The following is a 17,937-nucleotide window of genomic DNA, read 5'->3' on the forward strand; positions in this document are numbered from 1 at the left end:
CTATGGAAACACTTGCCCCTTTGTCACCATCCAAAAGAATCGACTTGGTAGATTCCTTGAGAGGATTTGCTATTTTCGGAATTCTTATGGTCAACATGCCAGCTTTTTTCAAACCAGCAGTGGAGTTGATCATGTTACCTTCCTTTGGGGATAGTACGGTGGAGATACTTTCCACTGGTTTTATTTACTTCTTTTTCATGTTTCAGGCTTTATCCTGTTGTACAATCGAGAGAAGTTTCGAGGACTGTTTTCGGGCTTTTCAGCTGTAGGAAGAATGGCCCTTACCAATTATATTTCACATTCATTGATAGCCTTGTTGCTGTTTAGGTTAGGTTTATTTGATTTGTTTGGAGAAATCGAAGTCTGGCAGGGTATCTTGTTGGTCTTAGCTATTTTCAGCTTCCAAATTTCCTTTAGCAAATTTTGGCTAAGCAAGTATAGGTTCGGTCCATTGGAGTGGTTTTGGAGGTCGGTGACTTATGGGAAAATACCTGCATTTAAATTGTAAATTACTTTAAAAACCACGTTATGATATCAAATACCACATCAAGCACTCCCCATTCAAATAGCTTTGTTACCCTTACCGGCTATTTATTAGTAGCTATTGTTTGGATCAGTTCAGGGCTTTTTGGATTGTACATTGTGGCCCACTATGGTGGAAGTTTTGTTAGTAGTAAGATGGAGCAATGGAATGGTTTATTCAATCCCAATCTTTATGACCCGAATTATATCCAAGCCACAAGAGGCATGGCATTACATTTTGTAGCAGGGGGTATTATTCTGGTTTTGGGAAGTATACAGCTACTCGAGTGGGTACGCAATCGCTTTTTGAATTTTCATAGGATAGTTGGTAGAATTTATATATTCGCATGTTTGCTGACGGCTTTAGGAGGATTGACTTTTATTTTTCTTCGGGGAACTGTTGGAGGCCCCGTCATGAACGTGGGTTTTGGAGCTTATGGTATAGCCATGTTGATATGTAGCATTCAAACTATACGCTTTGCTAGGATTAAATTAGTGGAACAACATAAGGCTTGGGCTATTCGATTGTATGCTTTGGCAATTGGTTCTTGGCTCTACAGGATGTACTATGGTTTTATGTTTTTTACAGGATTTTTGCCTCTGGAGGCAAGGGAGTTTAGAGATCCAATCGATGTATTTATGATTTTTTTCTTTTGGGTTCCCAATTTGCTGGTCGCTGAATTTTTTATCCGCTCTTCAACCAACAAATTACCCAAATCCATTCAACTATCCGGTTCCCTTATGCTTTGGTTGGTTATTGTTTTTATTTCGCTAGCTACTTACAATGTCACCAAAGGATCTTGGGGACCCGCTATTTTGGGTATGTTTGGACTGTATTAGTACGATATTTTGGAAAAGAAAATCCTAATAATAAAATAGCTAAAAGAAGGCTTTAAGATTTCTCAAAAAATATTTGCAAAAAAAAACAGGGCTGAAATTGGTTTCAGCCCTGTTTTTTTAAAATATGTTTACTGATGTTTTTAGGTCTACTAGCTTAATCTACTTTCTTTTATATTTATCAAACCAAGAATACAAGTACAACTGGGTACGCATATAATTGGAAGGATTGGTGCCTGTACCGTGGTATTCGTTTTGGAAACGGATCATTGCGGTAGGAACTTTCAATACTTTCAATGCTTGATAAAATTCTTCTGTTTGTGAAATGGGAGTTCTCAAATCATCTTCTCCACACATCAGCATAGTAGGTGTTTTCACATTTCCCACATACATCAAAGGCGATCTTCTGATATGCTCACTTGGATCATCCCAAGGGTACTCCTTGAAATTTTTATACCAACTTACACCATCCGTATTTCCCACAAAGGAAAGCCAGTTGATCACAGGAAAGTTTACAGATGCAGCTGCAAATCTATCTGTATGCCCTACTATCCAAGAGGTCAAAACACCACCACCACTTCCCCCATAGACGAAGAGGTTTTTTTCATCGATGAACCCTTTTTTGATGACTTCATCGACGCCATTCATGAGGTCATCATAATCTTTTCCAGGATAGTCGTTTTTGATGGCATTCCCAAAAACAGATCCATAACCTGAAGAACCTCTTGGATTGGTGTACAGTACAACATATCCTTCCGCTGCATGATGTTGCCAGGTGAAATTGAAGCCTACATTGTACATGCCATGAGGCCCACCATGGATCACCAATATCATCGGGTATTTTTTGGTTGGGTCAAAGTCAGCTGGTTTAACAATCCAACCGTGAACGTCAAAATCGTCCGTAGATTTATACCAAAGCTCTTCTAATTCTCCCAATTGTACGTTTTTCAACATACTTTCATTTAAACTTGTTAAGTTTTTAAGACTTGGGTTGGTGACATTGAATGTAATCACTTCGGCTGGAGTATGGTAATCAGTCATGATTCCCACAGCGGTTCCATTTTTATTGATGTCAGAAACTGTCAGCAGATGGTTGCCTTGACTCACTTGCTTATGACCGCCTCGGATGGGTGCAAAATAGAGATTTTTTGTGCCATTGTAATCTGCATTGAAATACACGCCAGAGTTGTCAGTTGCCCAAAACATGCTTGCAGGAGACCGATCAAAATCAGCGGCTAATTCTTTGGAGTTTTTACCGTCTATATCCATGATATAGAGTTTATTTTCTATATACGTATCATCCGTCCAGTCATACCCTACATAGGCGACTTTTTTGCCATCAGGTGATACCATGGGAGATCGGTCTATTCCATTTCTATCGGTTAGCTGTCTGATTGCAGTCGTTTCAACGTTTACAGCGTAAACATTCGATTGCCTGTATTCGTATTCAGCCTCCTCAACGCGGAGACTGGTGAAGAGAATTTCTTTTCCATCAGGTGTCCATTCTACACCACTATGATTCCAATTACCCTGGGTGATTTGTCTAGGTGTTCCACCCTCGGCTGATACAATAAAAATATGGGTAAAACCTTCTTCTAAATAACCGACTCTATCACGTTTGTAATTCATCTGGGTAATTACTTTTGGGCCATCGGTCCATTTAGCACCCTTTGGTCGCTCCGGCATTTTGATGTTCCAAGGCTCATTATAAGGAACAAGCATGTTGAAAGCAATAAATTTCCCATCAGGAGACCATTTCATGTTGGAAGGAGTTTTTTCTATACGGGTGATTTGAGTGGCTCCCTCCGAATCCTTATATTTTATAAAAATTTGACTTCCACTTGGCTCGCCTGAAGACATGTAAGCGATCCTTGCGCCATCTGGAGACCAAGCAGGAGAACTTCCTTTCGTGAAAAACCGATTTTTGCTACCATCAGCATTCATGATGAATAATTCATTTCGCCGGGAATCATTCACCTTATCTACCCAGCCTCTGGTATAAATAATTTCTTTCCCATCTGGTGAAAGTTGAGGATCGGCTACGCTGATGACATCGAAAAACTGTTCTAATTTCAGTTTGCTTTTTTCTTGAGCAAATGTGTCAGACATGCTGAATAGCAAGATTATCCAACATCCAAATAAAGTGAAGATTCTTGTGTTTGTCATAGGGATTTTTTTTGGTAATTGGTTAAAAATAAGGAATAATTATTGTTACTTGCACGTGGATTCGTGTTTATTATATGAATGGGAATCAGGCTTTTCTGACATAGATTTTGATAAAATTTGACCTTTAATATCAAATCCATGAAATTTCAAAACCACATCATCTGGATCACAGGAGCTTCCTCAGGGATAGGACTCCACTTGGCCAAAGCTTTTGCCAAAGAAGGTGCCATCATTGCAGCTTCGGCGAGAAGAATGGCATTGCTTGAAGCGCTTGTTCTGGAAATAAAACAGGAAGGAGGAAGTGCACAAGCTTTTTTTTGCGATGTAATGGAGGAGCAATCCATCGAAAAGTGCATGCATGATATTGTCCAAGCTTTTGGAAAAATAGATGTCTGTGTTGCCAATGCAGGTGGAGGGGTTATGGGGAAAATTGAAAAGCTTTCTGCAGACGAATGGGATAGACAATTACGGTTGAATGTGACAGGTCTTGCGCTTACGGCCAAATATGCCCTTCCCGAACTTCGAAAGTCCAATGGCAGACTAGGCTTGATAGGAAGTGTAGCAGCTTTCGTTCCCAATCCCAATCTAGGTGCTTATGGAGCTAGCAAGGCGGCAGTTCAGAATATAGGAGAGACTTTACAATCTGAGTTATTGGGTTCGGGGGTCAGTTGTACGACAATCCATCCTGGATTTGTGGACAGCAATATCACACGGGTGGATAATGATGGAAACTTTCATCCAGAAGCCAAGGATCCAAGACCTGCGAATCTGATGTGGCCTACAAATAAAGCAGCAAAGGTGATGCTTCAAGCGATTTATAAACGAAAAAAAATGGTCATAATCACAGGTCACGGGAAGGTGATGTATGCCATTTCCCGACTGATTCCTGGTGTTTTGAGGAAGATGATGGCGAAGATGAATGGGTAGATTGAATATTGTGTTTTCTTGCGTAGTCGAAAATAGGAACCAAGGTCTAATTCCCATGGATTTACTTGGTCTGAAAAATCAACGGATTTTTAAAAAAACTTAAAGTTAATTGGAATAAAGGAATCCTTGGTTTTTACATATATGAAAAAAATAAATGATTCCTCCGTTGAAATTTAGCTGTAATTTTTAATAAAAATTCATTTTTCCCCTGTTTAGCCCTTATCTTAGTGTTGCCCAATACAAAGATTATGAAGACATTTTTCACTTACCTGATGTTTGCTACATTCCTACTTTATTCCTGTGGGAAGTCTGAAGAAACCATCAACCCAACTAGAACCAATATCTCGGAATCGGTTTTTGCCTCCGGCATTATCAAAGCAAAGGGGCAATACCAAGCCTATGCAAATACTAGTGGTGTTTTAAGAGAGCTGTTGTTGAATGAAGGTGATTTGGTCCAGGAAGGTCAGGTGATATTGGAAATCTCCAATGACGCTACCCGTCTTTCCAGAGAATCCGCTGAATTGGCGAGGAAATATGCTGATAAAAAGGAATATGAACTCAAATTGAAAGATTTGGAAGTGACCATTCAACTGGCCAAAAGTCGCTATGAAAATGATTCATTGCTGCTCAAACGTCAGGAGAACCTTTGGTCTCAGGGAATTGGAAAAGCCATTGATCTCGAACAGCGCCAACTTGCGTTTGAAAATTCGAAATCACTTTATCGTTCTTCCAACCTGCGATACGAAGATTTTAAAAATGAGATTGCATTTAATGAGCGAAATGCGGGGAAAAATCTAGCCATTTCTCAATCATATGAACAAGATCTTTTCTTGAAAAGTAAATTGGATGGAAAAATTTATGCCCTTTTGGTAGAAAAAGGGGAGATTGTCACTCCTCAAACTCCCCTCGCCATCATCGGGCACGCAGATGATTTTATCCTAGAAATGCAAATTGATGAATACGATATCGCAAAAATCAAGCTCGGACAGCGTGTTTTAGTTCAAATGGATAGCTACCGGGGTGAAATTTTTGAAGCTACTTTGGTCAAAATCAATCCCATGCTCAACGAACGAAGCAAAAGCTTTACAGTCGAAGCAATGTTTGATAATCGCCCCGAAATTCTTTACCCCAACCTCAATTTTGAAGCAAATATCCTGATCCAAACAAGGGAGGATGTTTTGACTATTCCTCGCTCATATTTGCTTAATGAAAGTACTGTCTTAGATGCTTCGGGTGATACGCTTAGGGTTGAAACAGGTTTGAAAAATTACCAAATCGTGGAAATTGTCAATGGAATTACCGAGCAAACCAAACTAAAAAAGCCTAATCCATGAGGTTTGCATTGATTGTAGAAATAGCTCGAGCCTTGATGCTTGCTCGTGTGAAGCAAACAATGGTAGCTGCTATTGGGGTGACTTTTAGCATTACCATGTTCATTGCGCTCTTGGGTTTTATGAACGGATTAAATGATTTATTGGATGGATTGATCCTCAATAGGACGCCACATATTCGCTTTTACAATGAAGTCAAACCCAGCGAAGATCAACCCATTCAATTGGATAAGCAATTTAAGGACTATTTCAATATCATTCGGTCCATCAAGCCATCCGGTGCGCGGGTAAATATTTACAACAATCAAGCAATCATCCAAACACTCCAAGAGGATAAACGCATCCTTCGAATTGCGCCTAAAATCACCGTACAGGTCTTTTTTAATGTGGGCAATTTAGATATTCCTGGTTCTCTGAATGGGGTGGAGGTAGAAGAGGAAAGTAGGCTCTTTGCATTTGGAGATTATGTGGTAGCAGGTGATTTGATGGACTTAAATCACACCTCAAATAGTATCATTTTAGGAAAAGGTGCTGCTGATCGCATGATGGCGGAAATAGGGGATTATGTACAGGTCACCACAGCACAAGGTAATCGTTTACTGTTGAAGGTGGTAGGCTACTATCAATCTGGATTAGCTGATTTGGATAATGTTCAATCCTATATTTCCTTAGCTACCGCCCAAAAGATGATCGGGGAAACATCCGCTTATGTGACCGATATTCAAGTGAAATTACATGATTTTAACCTTGCTCCAGCGGTAGCAAAAGAGTATGGCTCCATCTTTGAAATTGCCGCAGATGATATTCAGACAATCAATGCCCAATTTGAAACAGGCTCGGATATCCGATCCATGATCAGTTACGCGGTGGGAATTACTTTATTGGTAGTGTCTGGTTTCGGGATTTACAATATCCTCAATATGATGATTTATGAAAAAATGGATACCATTGCTATTCTGAAAGCCATTGGTTTTTCAGGTCGCGATGTACAGCATGTCTTTACCACAATTGCTTTATCCATTGGTTTTGTTGGGGGAATACTGGGCTTATTGTTTGGGTATTTGGCATGCTTGGGCATTGAACGCATTCCCTTTGAGACAGAGGCACTCCCTACGATCAAGACTTTCCCAGTCAATTTCAACCCAAAATACTATATGATAGGAGCGATCTTCAGTTTGGTAACCACCTATTTCGCAGGATTTTTCCCTTCCCGTAAAGCCAGTAAAGTTGATCCTGTTGAAATCATCCGAGGAAAATAACATGCATAAGCAAAAAGTCATAGAAGCCATCAACATCAACAAGTACTTTTATAGCCCATTAAAAGTGCAAGTACTCAAAGAGGTGTCTTTTTCAGTCAATAAGGGGGAGTTTGTTTCCGTGATGGGTAAATCTGGATGTGGTAAATCAACCCTGCTCTATGTGCTTTCTACGATGGACACGGATTATGAAGGCAAACTCTTGTTGGATGACCAACTGATTACGGGTCAGTCTTCTCACAATCTTTCCATTTTACGGAATGAAAAAATAGGCTTTGTTTTCCAGTTTCATTACTTGATTCACGAATTCTCTGTTTTGGAAAATGTGATGATTCCAGCACTCAAACTCAATAAATTATCCAGAGAAGCGATCGAACATGAAGCTATGGAAAAACTCCGTATTTTCGACATGCAAGACCATGCCTTGAAAAAAGCTAATCAATTGTCCGGAGGACAAAAGCAGCGTGTTTCTATCGCAAGGGCCTTAATCAATAATCCTTTGATCATCATGAGTGATGAGCCTACGGGAAATTTGGATAAGAAAAACTCTGATTTGGTTTTTGGAATCTTTCGGGACTTAGTGCAGGAGTTTCATCAAACCATGCTGATGGTTACACATGATGTAGAGTTAGCCGAAAAGACCGATCGGACCATTTGGATGGAGGATGGGAGGATTATTTCTCATGAGTAAGACTTGATTGGGATTTGGTTCCAAATCTAAAGTTTCCTTGAATTATATGTCCCATTTAACAAGGCCTTTAAATTAATATTATATTTGATTTTCGGGGGTATTAGTAGTTGAACATTACAGTGACAAGCCATTAAACTTATTGAAAATGAAGTTAGACAAAAAAGCGTTTAAAATTCAGTCATTTGACGAAGCAGCTGATCATAAGCAATATTACAGAGAACTTCCAGAAGAGGAAAAAGAAAATCTCTTCTTTAAATTGATGCAAGCGGCTTATGGGTTTGTAGGTAAAGATTGGCCAAGAATGGATAAAAATTATTTTGAGGAAAGAACTTTGGTGAAACGTGGAAAAAGTAAGACTTAATATTTTCAATGATGATTTTAAAATTGCCATAAATAATGTCAAAAAAATTGAAGTGCAGGGTATTGAAATCAATCTTTTGAGTATGTCCGACCTAGTGGCTACTAAAAAGGCGTCAGGTAGATATAAGGATCTGGATGATTTAGATAATTTAGATTATGATTAAAGATAAAATTGGGAGACTGTTATTGTTTCTAGGATTAATTTTAATAGGTATTCATTCCACTTATGCCCAATCCTTTCCCACTATTCTTATTACCTACCACTCAGAATCAGGTAAAACTCAAGCCATGGCAGAAGCCGTAGCCAAAGGTGTGGCAGCTATTGAGGGGGTGAGTGGTGTGCTAAAACCACTATCAGAAGTAACCGAAAATGATATCCTTCAAGCTTCTGCTATCATTTTAGGTTCTCCCGTATACAATGGAAATATGACTCCCGAAGTACAAGCCTTTATCAATTCTTGGCCTTTTGAAGGTCGTCCTTTGAAAAATAAGCTAGGAGCAGTGTTTGTAACCGGTGGAGGTTTCTCTATTGGAGAGGAAGCCACCATGTTTGCTATGATCCGATCCATGATGATCCATGGAATGATCATAGTAGGAGGGGATGAACTGGAAGCTGCTTTTGGTGCTTCTGCTATTACTGGAGAAGGAGATTTTGTTGGAAAGGAAGTGGATGAAATTTTTTTGAGAAAAGCAGAAGGGCTTGGTATGAGAGTTGGAAAGACAGTGAAATATTTTCAATTTGATTAATCAGAACTTAAGACTGCTCTTCTTCAAATTTCATAATGGTAACATCATATTCATTTTCAGTCACATCATCCTTGTTTATCCAGTAATTGGAAGTCAATACTTGGTAGTTATTTTTCTCAGGAATGCTGACTGTCCAAATAAATTTATGCGCATCTTCAAATTTGACTTTTCCCTCAAGTTGGTCTGAATATAATCTTTTGACTAGGCTGCTTTCCTTCAATCCGCCTGCAATCATTTTTGCAAGGATTTCTTTGTTAGCCCCTACATCTTTACCCTCATCATCAGTGACGTTAAAGTCAATTAGAGTTGCCTCTGTATTGGGAAATTTTCCATTATATGCCTGACGCAAAAATTGGTTGATGCAGAAAAGATCATAGTGCAAATCGGGCTCTGGGTACTCCTCGGCTACTTTGTCTGCGGTCATTTCATGGCTGATGGACTGAATCTGTCCTTCACTTAATTTTTCACCAAGCTTATAGGTTAAAATAGTTTCAGCTGCTTCATTTGTTTCAAAGTCAGTGATTGCCAAATGCAACATTCCCTTTAGGTTTTCAGCCTTGATGGTCTCTGGCTCTGGAAAGTCAAATTCCTTCAGGAGATTGGCGTAATCTTCATTAGACCAATAGGATGCGACTTCAGTGATCGTTTTTACAGATGTTATTTGAATTTTCATGTGTTGAGTATTTAAATATTGATTAGTTTAATTGAAAAAATGTATCAGGTTGTATCCCGAATCAGCTGCTTTTAGATAAGCCTAGCTTGAGTAAGTACTATCTCTAATTAATCTTTTGTTAATTCATCTCTGACTAACTGATCAATGGTCTTTTAGTCAATTTCTCGGATTTTCCTGATTGGAGACTGGATTTGCTCTGATATACAATCCAATTTTTTCAAAATTTTGCTTTGGTCTTTGCCATGTTTCAGTACATGTCAACGAAAAACATGCCATGATTGAAACCACGATTATTTTTTTCATTTTATTTTAGATTTTAAGATTTATCACAATATCATTTAAATTGAGTCAATTTGAAGCAATTTGATATTGAGAGATGCGATGATACCAATAAGTCTTTCTTTTTTAAGTCCAAGTAGGTAAAACAATAGGAGTTTATAGTTGCTAGCTCTTGGTCATTTAGTATAATTTAGTAAGGATTCAATCCCAAAAACCCTACTTTTGCAGCATGCAGTATCCCTTTTCATTCTGTTTGGTATTTTTGATTTGCTTAGTATTGGTCTTGCCAGTGAATGCACAAGAGAAGGAATCATGGAAGTTAGTTTGGTCGGAGGAATTCGACTATAAAGGGCTTCCTGATCCTGAAAAATGGATCTTTGAAGTAGGGCATGTGCGGAATATGGAGCAACAGTATTATACTGAGCAACGATTGGAAAATGCAGTGGTCAAACGGGGCAAGTTACTTATTACCGGAAGGAAGGAAAAATTCCCCAATGCTGCGTATGAACCTGGTTCTCCCCAATGGAGGACCTCAAAGCCTTATGCCGACTACACCTCCGCTAGTATTACCACTCAAGGACTGCATGCTTGGACTTATGGCAGGATAGAAGTTCGGGCCAAGCTCCCTAAAGGAAAGGGAATGTGGCCAGCTATTTGGATGTTGGGAGATAACTTTGAAGAAGTAGGATGGCCCTATGCTGGGGAGATAGACATTATGGAACATGTGGGGAAGGAGCCTTTGGAAGTTCACGGAACAGTGCACTTTCCGACAGGTAAAAAAGATGAATTTATTTCCAATGGGGGAGTCATTTCCAAAAAAGGATTAGCTAGAAAATTTCATGTATTTGCTATCGAATGGACCAAAGAAAAAATAGATTTTTTCGTCAACGACATCCTCTATCATTCTTTCGAAATTGATCAAGCAGGTAAGGGGCTAGATAATCCATTTCGCAACCCTCATTTTCTCATCATCAACCTCGCCATGGGAGCCAATTGGCCCGGACCGATAGATGATAAAGTACTGCCACAGCAGTTTATCATAGATTATGTGCGGGTCTTTCAAAAGCAGCTATAGTTTTTTTGACTAGAGTCTTTAAAATTGCTTCAACTGTATCTTCACCAATACAATCTTTTCCTCTTTAAGAGAATCTTTTTTTTGGTTAAAAAAGGCATGAAGATTAACATTTTTGGTATCGACGGATTGACCCTGAAATGTTTCAACGTAACTGTTGAAAAAAGTACGAGAATCCATTTGATAGATGATCCAATCATCATGGTAAGTCCAGGAATATTGCTTCAAAGGCATTTGATCAATATCATTGGTAATCCCTGCAATTACTTTTTTCACCTGTTTATCGACATCCAAAAAAATCCAGTGTGGTTTTTTGTAGTCATAGGTAGCTGAAAGGAAGTAACCAAAAGGCATAGGGAAGAAACTGATAACATATTCAACTTTTTTGTTATCAGTAAAATATTCTCTCTGAGCTTTCGTGTCTTTTCCCAGTCGAACTTTAGTTTCCCAATCTAATTGATACTTGCCAAAGTCAAAAACGATACTGTCTTTTAAATAGCCATTCTGATTAAATACATAGACATTACTCGTGTATTTCTCCCGAAAATAAATATCATTCGTTAGCCCTTGTAAATAAGTGTGAACATAGCCAAAGGGTATCATTTGGTCAGTTCCTTTTCTGGCGGGTACAAATCCTACAGTATCGAGTGCAGATGATCTTATAAATATAAAATTTTGATCCAGTTCTCCATACGGGAAATGTTGCAACATAAAATCTTGCCCATGATATACAGATTCAGAGTTCTGATTTTTGGTTTCTTCTAATAAGTTTCCTTTGAAATCAAATACTAGGGTTTTTTTTAGGTATCCTACATCCACTCTTATCTGATCATTTCCAACCAATGACAGCCCATCAAAAATCCTAAACTCACCCGGTCCATCCCCATAGTTGCGGATAATGTTTTCTAATTTTCCAGCTGTGTCAAAAATAAAAATACTTGCGTTTTCTAGGCTCTCAACAATGATATGCTTGTCAGTAAAGAGCATTTTATAGGCATTGACGATGGGAGTCTCGTCTGGATAATCCAATAGTACATAATCCAACTCCTCAAAAATTTCAGATGCCAGATACTCCTTTCCAAGGTCTAAGTCAATAGTTACTGCTGAATTTAATTTCTTTTTTCCACAGCTTCCAAGGAATACAAGCATGGAAATAAGGAAAAAGTTTGCTAGTTGATATGGCCTCATGAATTTCTTTAAGATGGTCAATAGTCGCGAAATTTACTAAAAAAATAGGCGTTATTTAACTTTCATATTCAATAGTATAATCCTGCTCAACGATCTTCACTCGAATAAATGAGAATAATACTTTTTGTTAGGATAAAAATTTATTTTTGTGAACTTCCCTGTTTATCTTGAAAACAAAAAAACTGTTGCAAAAAAGAAATTAAAACCCCAAAACACCAAGTTTAATCCGATAAGCTACCTAAGGTCTGGAAATGCTCGGAAATTACCGATTTACGAGTGTATGATCCCCAAAAGTTGGAAGGAAGATAAAAAGTTTCCCATACTTTTTTCAAGAAAGCATAGTAATGGGAATTTGACATTTGCTTCTATCTTGGTGGACTTACTTTGTACAGGTTCTAAAGATGTTTTGTTTGTTGTCAATGAACCGATAAATGTTTACCATGAAATCAGGGATACATATGAAGAATCACTGCTAGTGGAGTTTGTTCCTGTTTCATATGAGTTGATTCACAATATTATTTTTGAATCTGTTGCATTTGCTGAAGATTATGGAATCGCTCCCCATGAGGACTTTAGGTTTGTAGAGTTGATCTTAGAAGAAGACACAGAAAGCTTTCCAAGAATTGATGTGCCTTTAGGTGTCAATGGTAAAGCTCATCTTCACCTACATAATGGAGACGATAGACGGAAATACTTTGAGCAACAAATTCTCAAATATGGTAAAAAGGGAACGTATGAAATATTTTATCACACTAATGATCCGATCCTTGATGATGAGTCGGATGACGATGACTGGGAGGAGGATGATGACTTCTTGATAGATTCCTGTCTTTTTTGGGATGAAGAAGATTGGGCCGAGTTTTATGATAATGGTAGCTTTGAAGAGTTACCCATAGATATTGTGCACCATACTATTGTCCGACTTCCAGAATATGATTTTGAGAAAATGAAACAGGAAAAACTCTTTGCTCCATTCACCAAAATCAAATCTACTGTAAATCCAACCTCTAAATCAGAATACAGTAAAAATGAAATAGAAAACATGCATCAGATCTATGAATTATTACAAGATATGAATGATGCTGGTTTAAAGACCAATCCTGTTATTCTTGCTGATATCGAGAAACTATTACAGGAAACACCTTCTAATAAAATACTGTGGCAATATAAATGGGAATACTACCAAGTAGTAGGAGATGATCAAAAAATGATAGAGACTGCTCTTGAGATGAAGCGAAGATTCCCAGATTACCTTTTTGGACTCACATGTCATGCCCAATCATTGATTGGAATCGGACAGGCAGATGAAATTCCTGATGCCATGAATCATATCCAAAAAATTCAGGACATTGATCCAAAAAGGGAAAAGTTTCATAAGTCTGAGCTAATGGCATTTTACTCGCCGTGGATTTATTACTATTCAAAAACAGGTCAAGTTAGGGCTGCCTACTTTTTGATGCATTTATTGTTTGAACACGAAGTTGGGGATCATTTTATGGTCCATCCATTGGTCCTTGAAGCTTATAGAAATGCCACAACGAAAGTGGTAGATAAATTTTATAGTATCCTCAAGTCAGGTAACATTTCAAAAGATGATTTTATAAATATGATGATGTGACCATAAACCAGTAATAACTACGTTACTTCGACAAATGGATCATCCTATACCCGATTGAAAGGAAATAACCCGCTCTTTTTTAATATCGGCAGCTTTATCCAAACTCACATTGATTTCAAAAGCTACCAAAATAATCAAAGAAGTGATCAACAACCACAGCATAACAGCAATCATGGCTCCAATAGATCCATACAGTTTATTGTAATTGGCAAAGTTGTTTAGGTAATAAGAAAATAAATAAAAACCGAAGGTGATCAAGAGCCCTGCAGTGAGGGAGCCAATAGAAAAAAAGCGCCATTTGTCGTGTACAGCAGGTGCAAATCTGAAAATGTATGCCGTGGCGATGGTAAATAACGAGAGTAAGACCAAAAACCGAAATGCTGCAAGTAAGTAATAATAGAGATTGGAGGAAACGATCTCCCATTCAGAGATCGCGTACAAGATGCTGCTTCCGATAATCATAATCAACACCGCTCCTATGATGGATAAGACAAGTATAAAAACAATACTGACGGCAATGGCCCTAGTTTTAAAAAAACTTCTGTTTTCCTTGGTTTTATAAACTGCATTGAATGCATTCATCATGGATACCACTCCATTGGTCGCTAAAAATAAGGCCAAAAAGAAACCCAAGGAAAGCAAGCTTTGCCGAGGTTTACTGACTATATCCATAATGGTGGATTCAGCTTCGTTGTAGATTGCCGAGGGAATAATCTCCGCCACAAACATCAGGATGTTTTGAGTAGTCACCGAAGGGAAGAAATAACCTATGTAAGGAATTATATTTAATAGAAAAAGCAAAAGTGGAAACATCGCTATCGTAAAACTGAAAGCCATGGCCGATGCTTTTTCACTGATCTCGTCCTTCTTGAGTTGTTCGATAAAAATTCTCCCAACGTCGTACAGATTTTGGTCGGGATTCCCTAGATGAAATCTTCTTAGAAGTTTCGCCTGACGGACGAGTTTGATAGAATATAAACGAATGTATGATTTAAAACTAGGCATTAGTTGAAATATGGCAGTAATAAATCTAGCAAATATTGCGGAGGTCTACAGGGTCTATGGGAATCTTTTTTCAAAAACGTTAAAGTAGTCCAACCTTTGGTCAATAAATCACCTTGCTCATTGAGGACTTCATATTCGAATTTGATTCGGATACCTGGCATTTCTGGGATGCTTGTTCGGATTGTCAGCAACTCATCGTACTTTCCAGGCTTTATAAATCGTGTATGTAACTCCAAGACAGGCATAATGACCCCTTCATCTTCCATTTGTTTGTAAGAGAAACCTGCAGCTCTTAAGGCCTCTACCCGTGCTACTTCAAAATACATGGCATAATTGCCATAATACACATAGGCCATTTGGTCTGTTTCGGCGTAACGAACGCGTACTTGAGTGGATGCTTCAAACATAGTTAAAATATTTTGGCTCGGGTAAGTGCAGCCTGATATCGGCGTGCATTCGCTAGGTGTTCATTATAATTGCTTGCAAACGCGTGGTATCCAGAAAAGTCATCCTTTGCACAAAAATAAAGGTAGGAATGGTCTTCTGGATTCAAAACTGCATCCAATGCTGAGATTTCCGGTAAATTGATCGGTCCTGGAGGTAGACCTAAAAATTTATACGTATTGTAAGGACTATCAATTTCTTTATGAATGTTTAAAACTCGCTTGAGCCCAAAGTCACCCACAGCAAATACCAGTGTAGGATCGGCTTGTAGCGGCATTTTGATTCGAAGACGGTTCAGATACACACCTGCTACACGCGGTCTTTCATCACTTTTTTGTGTCTCTGCCTGTACAATCGATGCTAAGGTAGACACTTCTTTGAGCGTTAGTCCTAGGTCCGCGGCTTTCTGCTTGCGGTGATCAGTCCAAAATGCTTCATATTCCCGAAACATTCTATCAAATAATGATTCTGCACTAATATTCCACCATACTTCATACGTGTTAGGAATGAACATGGACAAGATAGTTTCCTCTTCAAATCCAAATTTTCGGATATTGACAGAATCCATTAACAAATCCAAAAATTGTTGTTCATTCACTTCGATCGTGCGTGTGATTTTTTCTGCTAAATCTTTCTTGGTTCGTACATTGTTAAAAGTGATTCTTTCAGGTGTTTGAGCACCTGATCGTAAGAGTCGGACCAAATTCAAATTACTCATCTTAGGTTGAATGGTGTATTTACCCGGCTTTACTGCTTCCTGATAGCCCATTGTCTTCGAAACAAAACCAAAAGTCAGTGCTTCTTGGATGATTCGGTTTTCATATAGGCTATCCAATACCATCTGAAAGGTTGCATTGCTTGGTATATATAAAGTGTAGGGAGAATCTTCTTCTGTGAGCGTATTTGGGCTGAAAAAAGCTTGGTAGAAATAAAAGGAAAAGGATGTCAACAATACTGAGAAAGTGACAATTAGGACTAAGTAAACCTTTGTTTTTTTGTCTTCAAACATGATAAAATACACCAACTATTCGTGAATGCTGGCAAAAATAGCGATTTTTGTCCATTGGATAACTACCTTTCTTTGTGCCATCACCTATACATGTAACTTGCGGAATTGTTTTGTGGAATAACAAAGTACTTTGCGTACAGCGGAGTGAAGACATGCATTTACCGTTTAAATGGGAATTTCCGGGTGGTAAAATCGAAAAAGGGGAGGATGCCCCCACTTGTCTACTCCGGGAAATTAAAGAGGAATTAAATCTAGCCATTGAGATCATGGAGTATCTTAGTCCTGTTTTTTTTCAATACCCAGGAAAACAGCCTATATGCCTGATTCCAATGATCGCAAGCTGCCGCCATCCGAGGCTTACCTTGTCAGAACATGCAGCTTTTGTTTGGTTAGAACCCAAAAATATCTTGACCTTGGATTGGGCAGAAGCAGATATTCCGATTGTGAAGGAATTCATTAATTGGTGGGATGCTCAGCAACGACAAATTTAAATTCCGTATCTTTACGTGCGTTAATGAAAGTCCTATGGCAGCCGAATTTATAAAATTATATGCGGAAAATCCCGAGATGCGTAAAATCGAACGGATAGTAGATGTATTGAGAAATGGAGGAGTGATCATCTATCCTACAGATACCATCTATGGAATGGGATGCGATATCCGTAATCAACGTGCCATCGAAAAAATCGCTCGGATTAAAGGTGTCAATGTGAAAAAAAGTAATTTTTCATTTATCTGCTATGATTTAAGCAATATCTCTGAATTTACTCGGGCGTTGAGTACACCCGTGTTTAAAGTGATGAAAAAAACCTTGCCAGGACCATACACATATATCCTCGAGGCAAACAACAATGTTCCAAAGTTGCTCAACAATAATAAAAAGACGGTAGGTATCCGCGTGCCTGACCATGATATTCCAAGACTTTTAGTAAAAGAATTGGGTTCACCCATTATCACCACTTCCATCAGAGATGAGGATGATGTCATTGAATACAGCACGGATCCAGAATTGATTTATGAAAAATACAGAGACTTAGTGGATGTAGTCATAGACGGAGGATATGGACAGAACGTAGCTTCTACCGTTTTGGATGGAACATCGGGTGTTATCGAGTTAGTCAGAGAAGGCCTAGGGCCAGTAGATGAATTGTTCTAATGAGTGGAGAAAAAAAATCTGCGTTCATTGATGTTTCTTACCTCCCGCCTTTGGAGTATTTCTCAGCAATTCTTGATTGCAGTGATTTGCTGATTGATGAGCATGCTATTTTTCAAAAACAGTCGGCTTTCAATAGAACTACGATATTGCTGTCAAATAAAGTGGAGTTACTTTCAATTCCTGTTTTTGGTTCGAGAAAAAGGCAACTCTACAGAGATGTAAAGATTGACTACAGCCAGAAATGGATGCAGGTCCATTTACGAGGAATCCAAAGTGCATACGGAAAAGCACCTTTTTTTGAATTTTTTTTTCCTGACTTAGAAAATGAATTCTTAAAAAAGCCTGCCTTTTTGTGGGATTTTAATTGGGGCTTACTGACACTTTGTCTGCAACTTGCACAAATCAACATCTCCATAAAAAAAAATATCGTATATAGTCAAGAAGAAGATTTGGAGGATTTAAGGTTCTTGACACGCGATAAAGCTGTATTTAGCACACGCAATTACTATCAGCCCCATTCATACTCCCAGCTTTTTGGTGCAGACTTTGTTCCAAATTTAAGTATTATCGACTTGTTATTCTGTGAAGGACCTTCTACCAAAAGGATTTTAGAGCTTTCTAGAAAAAAAACATTGAACAATCAGTAAAAGGATTGTG

22 protein-coding genes are annotated in these 17,937 nt (G+C 38.4%); 15 read left to right on the forward strand and 7 right to left on the reverse strand.

Annotated features, from left to right (window positions below; genetic code table 11):
* Positions 1 to 2: 2 nt before the first annotated feature.
* Genes IPZ59_RS12410 through IPZ59_RS12415 form a run of 3 tightly spaced genes read left to right on the forward strand, consistent with a single transcriptional unit; the run spans position 3 to position 1,362 of the window.
* Positions 3 to 269 (forward strand): hypothetical protein, encoded by a 267-nt coding sequence (locus tag IPZ59_RS12410; RefSeq protein ID WP_236136366.1) that lies wholly within the window; start codon positions 3 to 5, stop codon positions 267 to 269.
* A complete protein-coding gene (locus IPZ59_RS20330; protein ID WP_394800711.1) occupies positions 218 to 508 on the forward strand; it encodes a DUF418 domain-containing protein in 291 nt (96 codons plus the stop codon). The genes IPZ59_RS12410 and IPZ59_RS20330 overlap by 52 nt, the downstream gene beginning before the upstream one ends.
* A gap of 20 nt (positions 509 to 528) precedes the next feature.
* Positions 529 to 1,362, forward strand: coding sequence for a DUF2306 domain-containing protein (locus IPZ59_RS12415; RefSeq protein ID WP_236136367.1), 834 nt, complete (start codon positions 529 to 531; stop codon positions 1,360 to 1,362).
* A gap of 159 nt (positions 1,363 to 1,521) precedes the next feature.
* On the opposite strand, the gene IPZ59_RS12420 is transcribed toward IPZ59_RS12415, so the two are convergent.
* Complete coding sequence (locus tag IPZ59_RS12420; protein WP_236136368.1) at positions 1,522 to 3,525, reverse strand: S9 family peptidase; 2,004 nt, start codon at positions 3,523 to 3,525, stop codon at positions 1,522 to 1,524.
* A 138-nt stretch (positions 3,526 to 3,663) separates the two neighbouring features.
* Between IPZ59_RS12420 and IPZ59_RS12425 the strand changes: the two genes are divergently transcribed.
* The 7 genes from IPZ59_RS12425 (at position 3,664) to IPZ59_RS12455 (ending at position 8,837) form a co-directional block, all read left to right on the forward strand.
* Positions 3,664 to 4,452, forward strand: coding sequence for an SDR family NAD(P)-dependent oxidoreductase (locus tag IPZ59_RS12425; protein WP_236136369.1), 789 nt, complete (start codon positions 3,664 to 3,666; stop codon positions 4,450 to 4,452).
* 248 nt (positions 4,453 to 4,700) lie between these two features.
* Positions 4,701 to 5,786, forward strand: coding sequence for an efflux RND transporter periplasmic adaptor subunit (locus IPZ59_RS12430; protein WP_236136370.1), 1,086 nt, complete (start codon positions 4,701 to 4,703; stop codon positions 5,784 to 5,786).
* Complete coding sequence (locus IPZ59_RS12435; protein WP_236136371.1) at positions 5,783 to 7,042, forward strand: ABC transporter permease; 1,260 nt, start codon at positions 5,783 to 5,785, stop codon at positions 7,040 to 7,042. The genes IPZ59_RS12430 and IPZ59_RS12435 overlap by 4 nt, the downstream gene beginning before the upstream one ends.
* A gap of 1 nt (position 7,043) precedes the next feature.
* Entirely contained in the window at positions 7,044 to 7,730 is a 687-nt protein-coding gene (locus IPZ59_RS12440) for an ABC transporter ATP-binding protein (RefSeq protein ID WP_236136372.1), read from the forward strand.
* 145 nt (positions 7,731 to 7,875) lie between these two features.
* Complete coding sequence (locus IPZ59_RS12445) at positions 7,876 to 8,091, forward strand: hypothetical protein (RefSeq protein WP_236136373.1); 216 nt, start codon at positions 7,876 to 7,878, stop codon at positions 8,089 to 8,091.
* Positions 8,072 to 8,254, forward strand: coding sequence for a hypothetical protein (locus tag IPZ59_RS12450; RefSeq protein WP_236136374.1), 183 nt, complete (start codon positions 8,072 to 8,074; stop codon positions 8,252 to 8,254). The genes IPZ59_RS12445 and IPZ59_RS12450 overlap by 20 nt, the downstream gene beginning before the upstream one ends.
* Positions 8,247 to 8,837, forward strand: coding sequence for a flavodoxin family protein (locus IPZ59_RS12455; protein WP_236136375.1), 591 nt, complete (start codon positions 8,247 to 8,249; stop codon positions 8,835 to 8,837). The genes IPZ59_RS12450 and IPZ59_RS12455 overlap by 8 nt, the downstream gene beginning before the upstream one ends.
* Before the next feature lie 7 nt (positions 8,838 to 8,844).
* On the opposite strand, the gene IPZ59_RS12460 is transcribed toward IPZ59_RS12455, so the two are convergent.
* A complete protein-coding gene (locus IPZ59_RS12460; protein WP_236136376.1) occupies positions 8,845 to 9,510 on the reverse strand; it encodes a hypothetical protein in 666 nt (221 codons plus the stop codon).
* A gap of 156 nt (positions 9,511 to 9,666) precedes the next feature.
* Positions 9,667 to 9,813, reverse strand: coding sequence for a hypothetical protein (locus IPZ59_RS12465; protein WP_236136377.1), 147 nt, complete (start codon positions 9,811 to 9,813; stop codon positions 9,667 to 9,669).
* A 205-nt stretch (positions 9,814 to 10,018) separates the two neighbouring features.
* On the opposite strand from IPZ59_RS12465, the gene IPZ59_RS12470 reads away from it, so the two are divergent.
* Positions 10,019 to 10,864 (forward strand): glycoside hydrolase family 16 protein, encoded by an 846-nt coding sequence (locus tag IPZ59_RS12470; protein ID WP_236136378.1) that lies wholly within the window; start codon positions 10,019 to 10,021, stop codon positions 10,862 to 10,864.
* A gap of 18 nt (positions 10,865 to 10,882) precedes the next feature.
* On the opposite strand, the gene IPZ59_RS12475 is transcribed toward IPZ59_RS12470, so the two are convergent.
* Positions 10,883 to 12,010, reverse strand: a complete 1,128-nt coding sequence (locus tag IPZ59_RS12475; RefSeq protein WP_236136379.1) for a 6-bladed beta-propeller — start codon at positions 12,008 to 12,010, stop codon at positions 10,883 to 10,885.
* 187 nt (positions 12,011 to 12,197) lie between these two features.
* Here IPZ59_RS12475 and IPZ59_RS12480 point away from each other — a divergent pair, with 187 nt between their 5' ends.
* A complete protein-coding gene (locus IPZ59_RS12480) occupies positions 12,198 to 13,667 on the forward strand; it encodes a hypothetical protein (RefSeq protein WP_236136380.1) in 1,470 nt (489 codons plus the stop codon).
* A 39-nt stretch (positions 13,668 to 13,706) separates the two neighbouring features.
* Here the strand turns inward: IPZ59_RS12480 and IPZ59_RS12485 are convergent, their stop codons facing one another.
* From IPZ59_RS12485 to mltG, 3 genes are read right to left on the reverse strand one after another with little or no spacing between them, the layout of a single operon-like run.
* Positions 13,707 to 14,672: a YihY/virulence factor BrkB family protein gene (locus IPZ59_RS12485; RefSeq protein ID WP_236136381.1), complete on the reverse strand. Its 966-nt coding sequence runs from the start codon at positions 14,670 to 14,672 to the stop codon at positions 13,707 to 13,709.
* Entirely contained in the window at positions 14,672 to 15,079 is a 408-nt protein-coding gene (locus tag IPZ59_RS12490) for an acyl-CoA thioesterase (RefSeq protein ID WP_236136382.1), read from the reverse strand. The genes IPZ59_RS12485 and IPZ59_RS12490 overlap by 1 nt, the downstream gene beginning before the upstream one ends.
* Before the next feature lie 2 nt (positions 15,080 to 15,081).
* Positions 15,082 to 16,125: an endolytic transglycosylase MltG gene (gene mltG, locus IPZ59_RS12495; RefSeq protein WP_236136383.1), complete on the reverse strand. Its 1,044-nt coding sequence runs from the start codon at positions 16,123 to 16,125 to the stop codon at positions 15,082 to 15,084.
* A 74-nt stretch (positions 16,126 to 16,199) separates the two neighbouring features.
* Here mltG and IPZ59_RS12500 point away from each other — a divergent pair, with 74 nt between their 5' ends.
* From IPZ59_RS12500 to IPZ59_RS12510, 3 genes are read left to right on the forward strand one after another with little or no spacing between them, the layout of a single operon-like run.
* On the forward strand, positions 16,200 to 16,616 hold the full coding sequence (locus IPZ59_RS12500; protein ID WP_236136384.1) for a (deoxy)nucleoside triphosphate pyrophosphohydrolase: 417 nt from the start codon (positions 16,200 to 16,202) through the stop codon (positions 16,614 to 16,616).
* A gap of 34 nt (positions 16,617 to 16,650) precedes the next feature.
* On the forward strand, positions 16,651 to 17,280 hold the full coding sequence (locus tag IPZ59_RS12505) for an L-threonylcarbamoyladenylate synthase (RefSeq protein ID WP_236136385.1): 630 nt from the start codon (positions 16,651 to 16,653) through the stop codon (positions 17,278 to 17,280).
* Complete coding sequence (locus IPZ59_RS12510) at positions 17,280 to 17,927, forward strand: WbqC family protein (RefSeq protein WP_236136386.1); 648 nt, start codon at positions 17,280 to 17,282, stop codon at positions 17,925 to 17,927. The genes IPZ59_RS12505 and IPZ59_RS12510 overlap by 1 nt, the downstream gene beginning before the upstream one ends.
* The last annotated feature ends 10 nt before the right edge of the window (positions 17,928 to 17,937 follow it).

This window comes from Mongoliitalea daihaiensis (genome assembly GCF_021596945.1).
GTDB classification, from domain to species: domain Bacteria; phylum Bacteroidota; class Bacteroidia; order Cytophagales; family Cyclobacteriaceae; genus Mongoliitalea; species Mongoliitalea daihaiensis.

Bases quoted from the DNA above. Each gene is read 5' to 3' on its own strand.
- IPZ59_RS12485 (WP_236136381.1), bottom strand. From the start codon at position 14,672: ATGCCTAGTTTTAAATCATACATTCGTTTATATTCTATCAAACTCGTC.
- IPZ59_RS12410 (WP_236136366.1), top strand. From the start codon at position 3: ATGGAAACACTTGCCCCTTTGTCACCATCCAAAAGAATCGACTTGGTA.
- IPZ59_RS12490 (WP_236136382.1), bottom strand. From the start codon at position 15,079: ATGTTTGAAGCATCCACTCAAGTACGCGTTCGTTACGCCGAAACAGAC.
- IPZ59_RS12430 (WP_236136370.1), top strand. From the start codon at position 4,701: ATGAAGACATTTTTCACTTACCTGATGTTTGCTACATTCCTACTTTAT.
- IPZ59_RS12435 (WP_236136371.1), top strand. From the start codon at position 5,783: ATGAGGTTTGCATTGATTGTAGAAATAGCTCGAGCCTTGATGCTTGCT.
- IPZ59_RS12445 (WP_236136373.1), top strand. From the start codon at position 7,876: ATGAAGTTAGACAAAAAAGCGTTTAAAATTCAGTCATTTGACGAAGCA.
- IPZ59_RS12505 (WP_236136385.1), top strand. From the start codon at position 16,651: ATGGCAGCCGAATTTATAAAATTATATGCGGAAAATCCCGAGATGCGT.
- IPZ59_RS12470 (WP_236136378.1), top strand. From the start codon at position 10,019: ATGCAGTATCCCTTTTCATTCTGTTTGGTATTTTTGATTTGCTTAGTA.
- IPZ59_RS12425 (WP_236136369.1), top strand. From the start codon at position 3,664: ATGAAATTTCAAAACCACATCATCTGGATCACAGGAGCTTCCTCAGGG.
- IPZ59_RS12440 (WP_236136372.1), top strand. From the start codon at position 7,044: ATGCATAAGCAAAAAGTCATAGAAGCCATCAACATCAACAAGTACTTT.
- IPZ59_RS12415 (WP_236136367.1), top strand. From the start codon at position 529: ATGATATCAAATACCACATCAAGCACTCCCCATTCAAATAGCTTTGTT.
- mltG (WP_236136383.1), bottom strand. From the start codon at position 16,125: ATGTTTGAAGACAAAAAAACAAAGGTTTACTTAGTCCTAATTGTCACT.
- IPZ59_RS12465 (WP_236136377.1), bottom strand. From the start codon at position 9,813: ATGAAAAAAATAATCGTGGTTTCAATCATGGCATGTTTTTCGTTGACA.
- IPZ59_RS12420 (WP_236136368.1), bottom strand. From the start codon at position 3,525: ATGACAAACACAAGAATCTTCACTTTATTTGGATGTTGGATAATCTTG.
- IPZ59_RS12510 (WP_236136386.1), top strand. From the start codon at position 17,280: ATGAGTGGAGAAAAAAAATCTGCGTTCATTGATGTTTCTTACCTCCCG.
- IPZ59_RS12455 (WP_236136375.1), top strand. From the start codon at position 8,247: ATGATTAAAGATAAAATTGGGAGACTGTTATTGTTTCTAGGATTAATT.
- IPZ59_RS12460 (WP_236136376.1), bottom strand. From the start codon at position 9,510: ATGAAAATTCAAATAACATCTGTAAAAACGATCACTGAAGTCGCATCC.
- IPZ59_RS12475 (WP_236136379.1), bottom strand. From the start codon at position 12,010: ATGCTTGTATTCCTTGGAAGCTGTGGAAAAAAGAAATTAAATTCAGCA.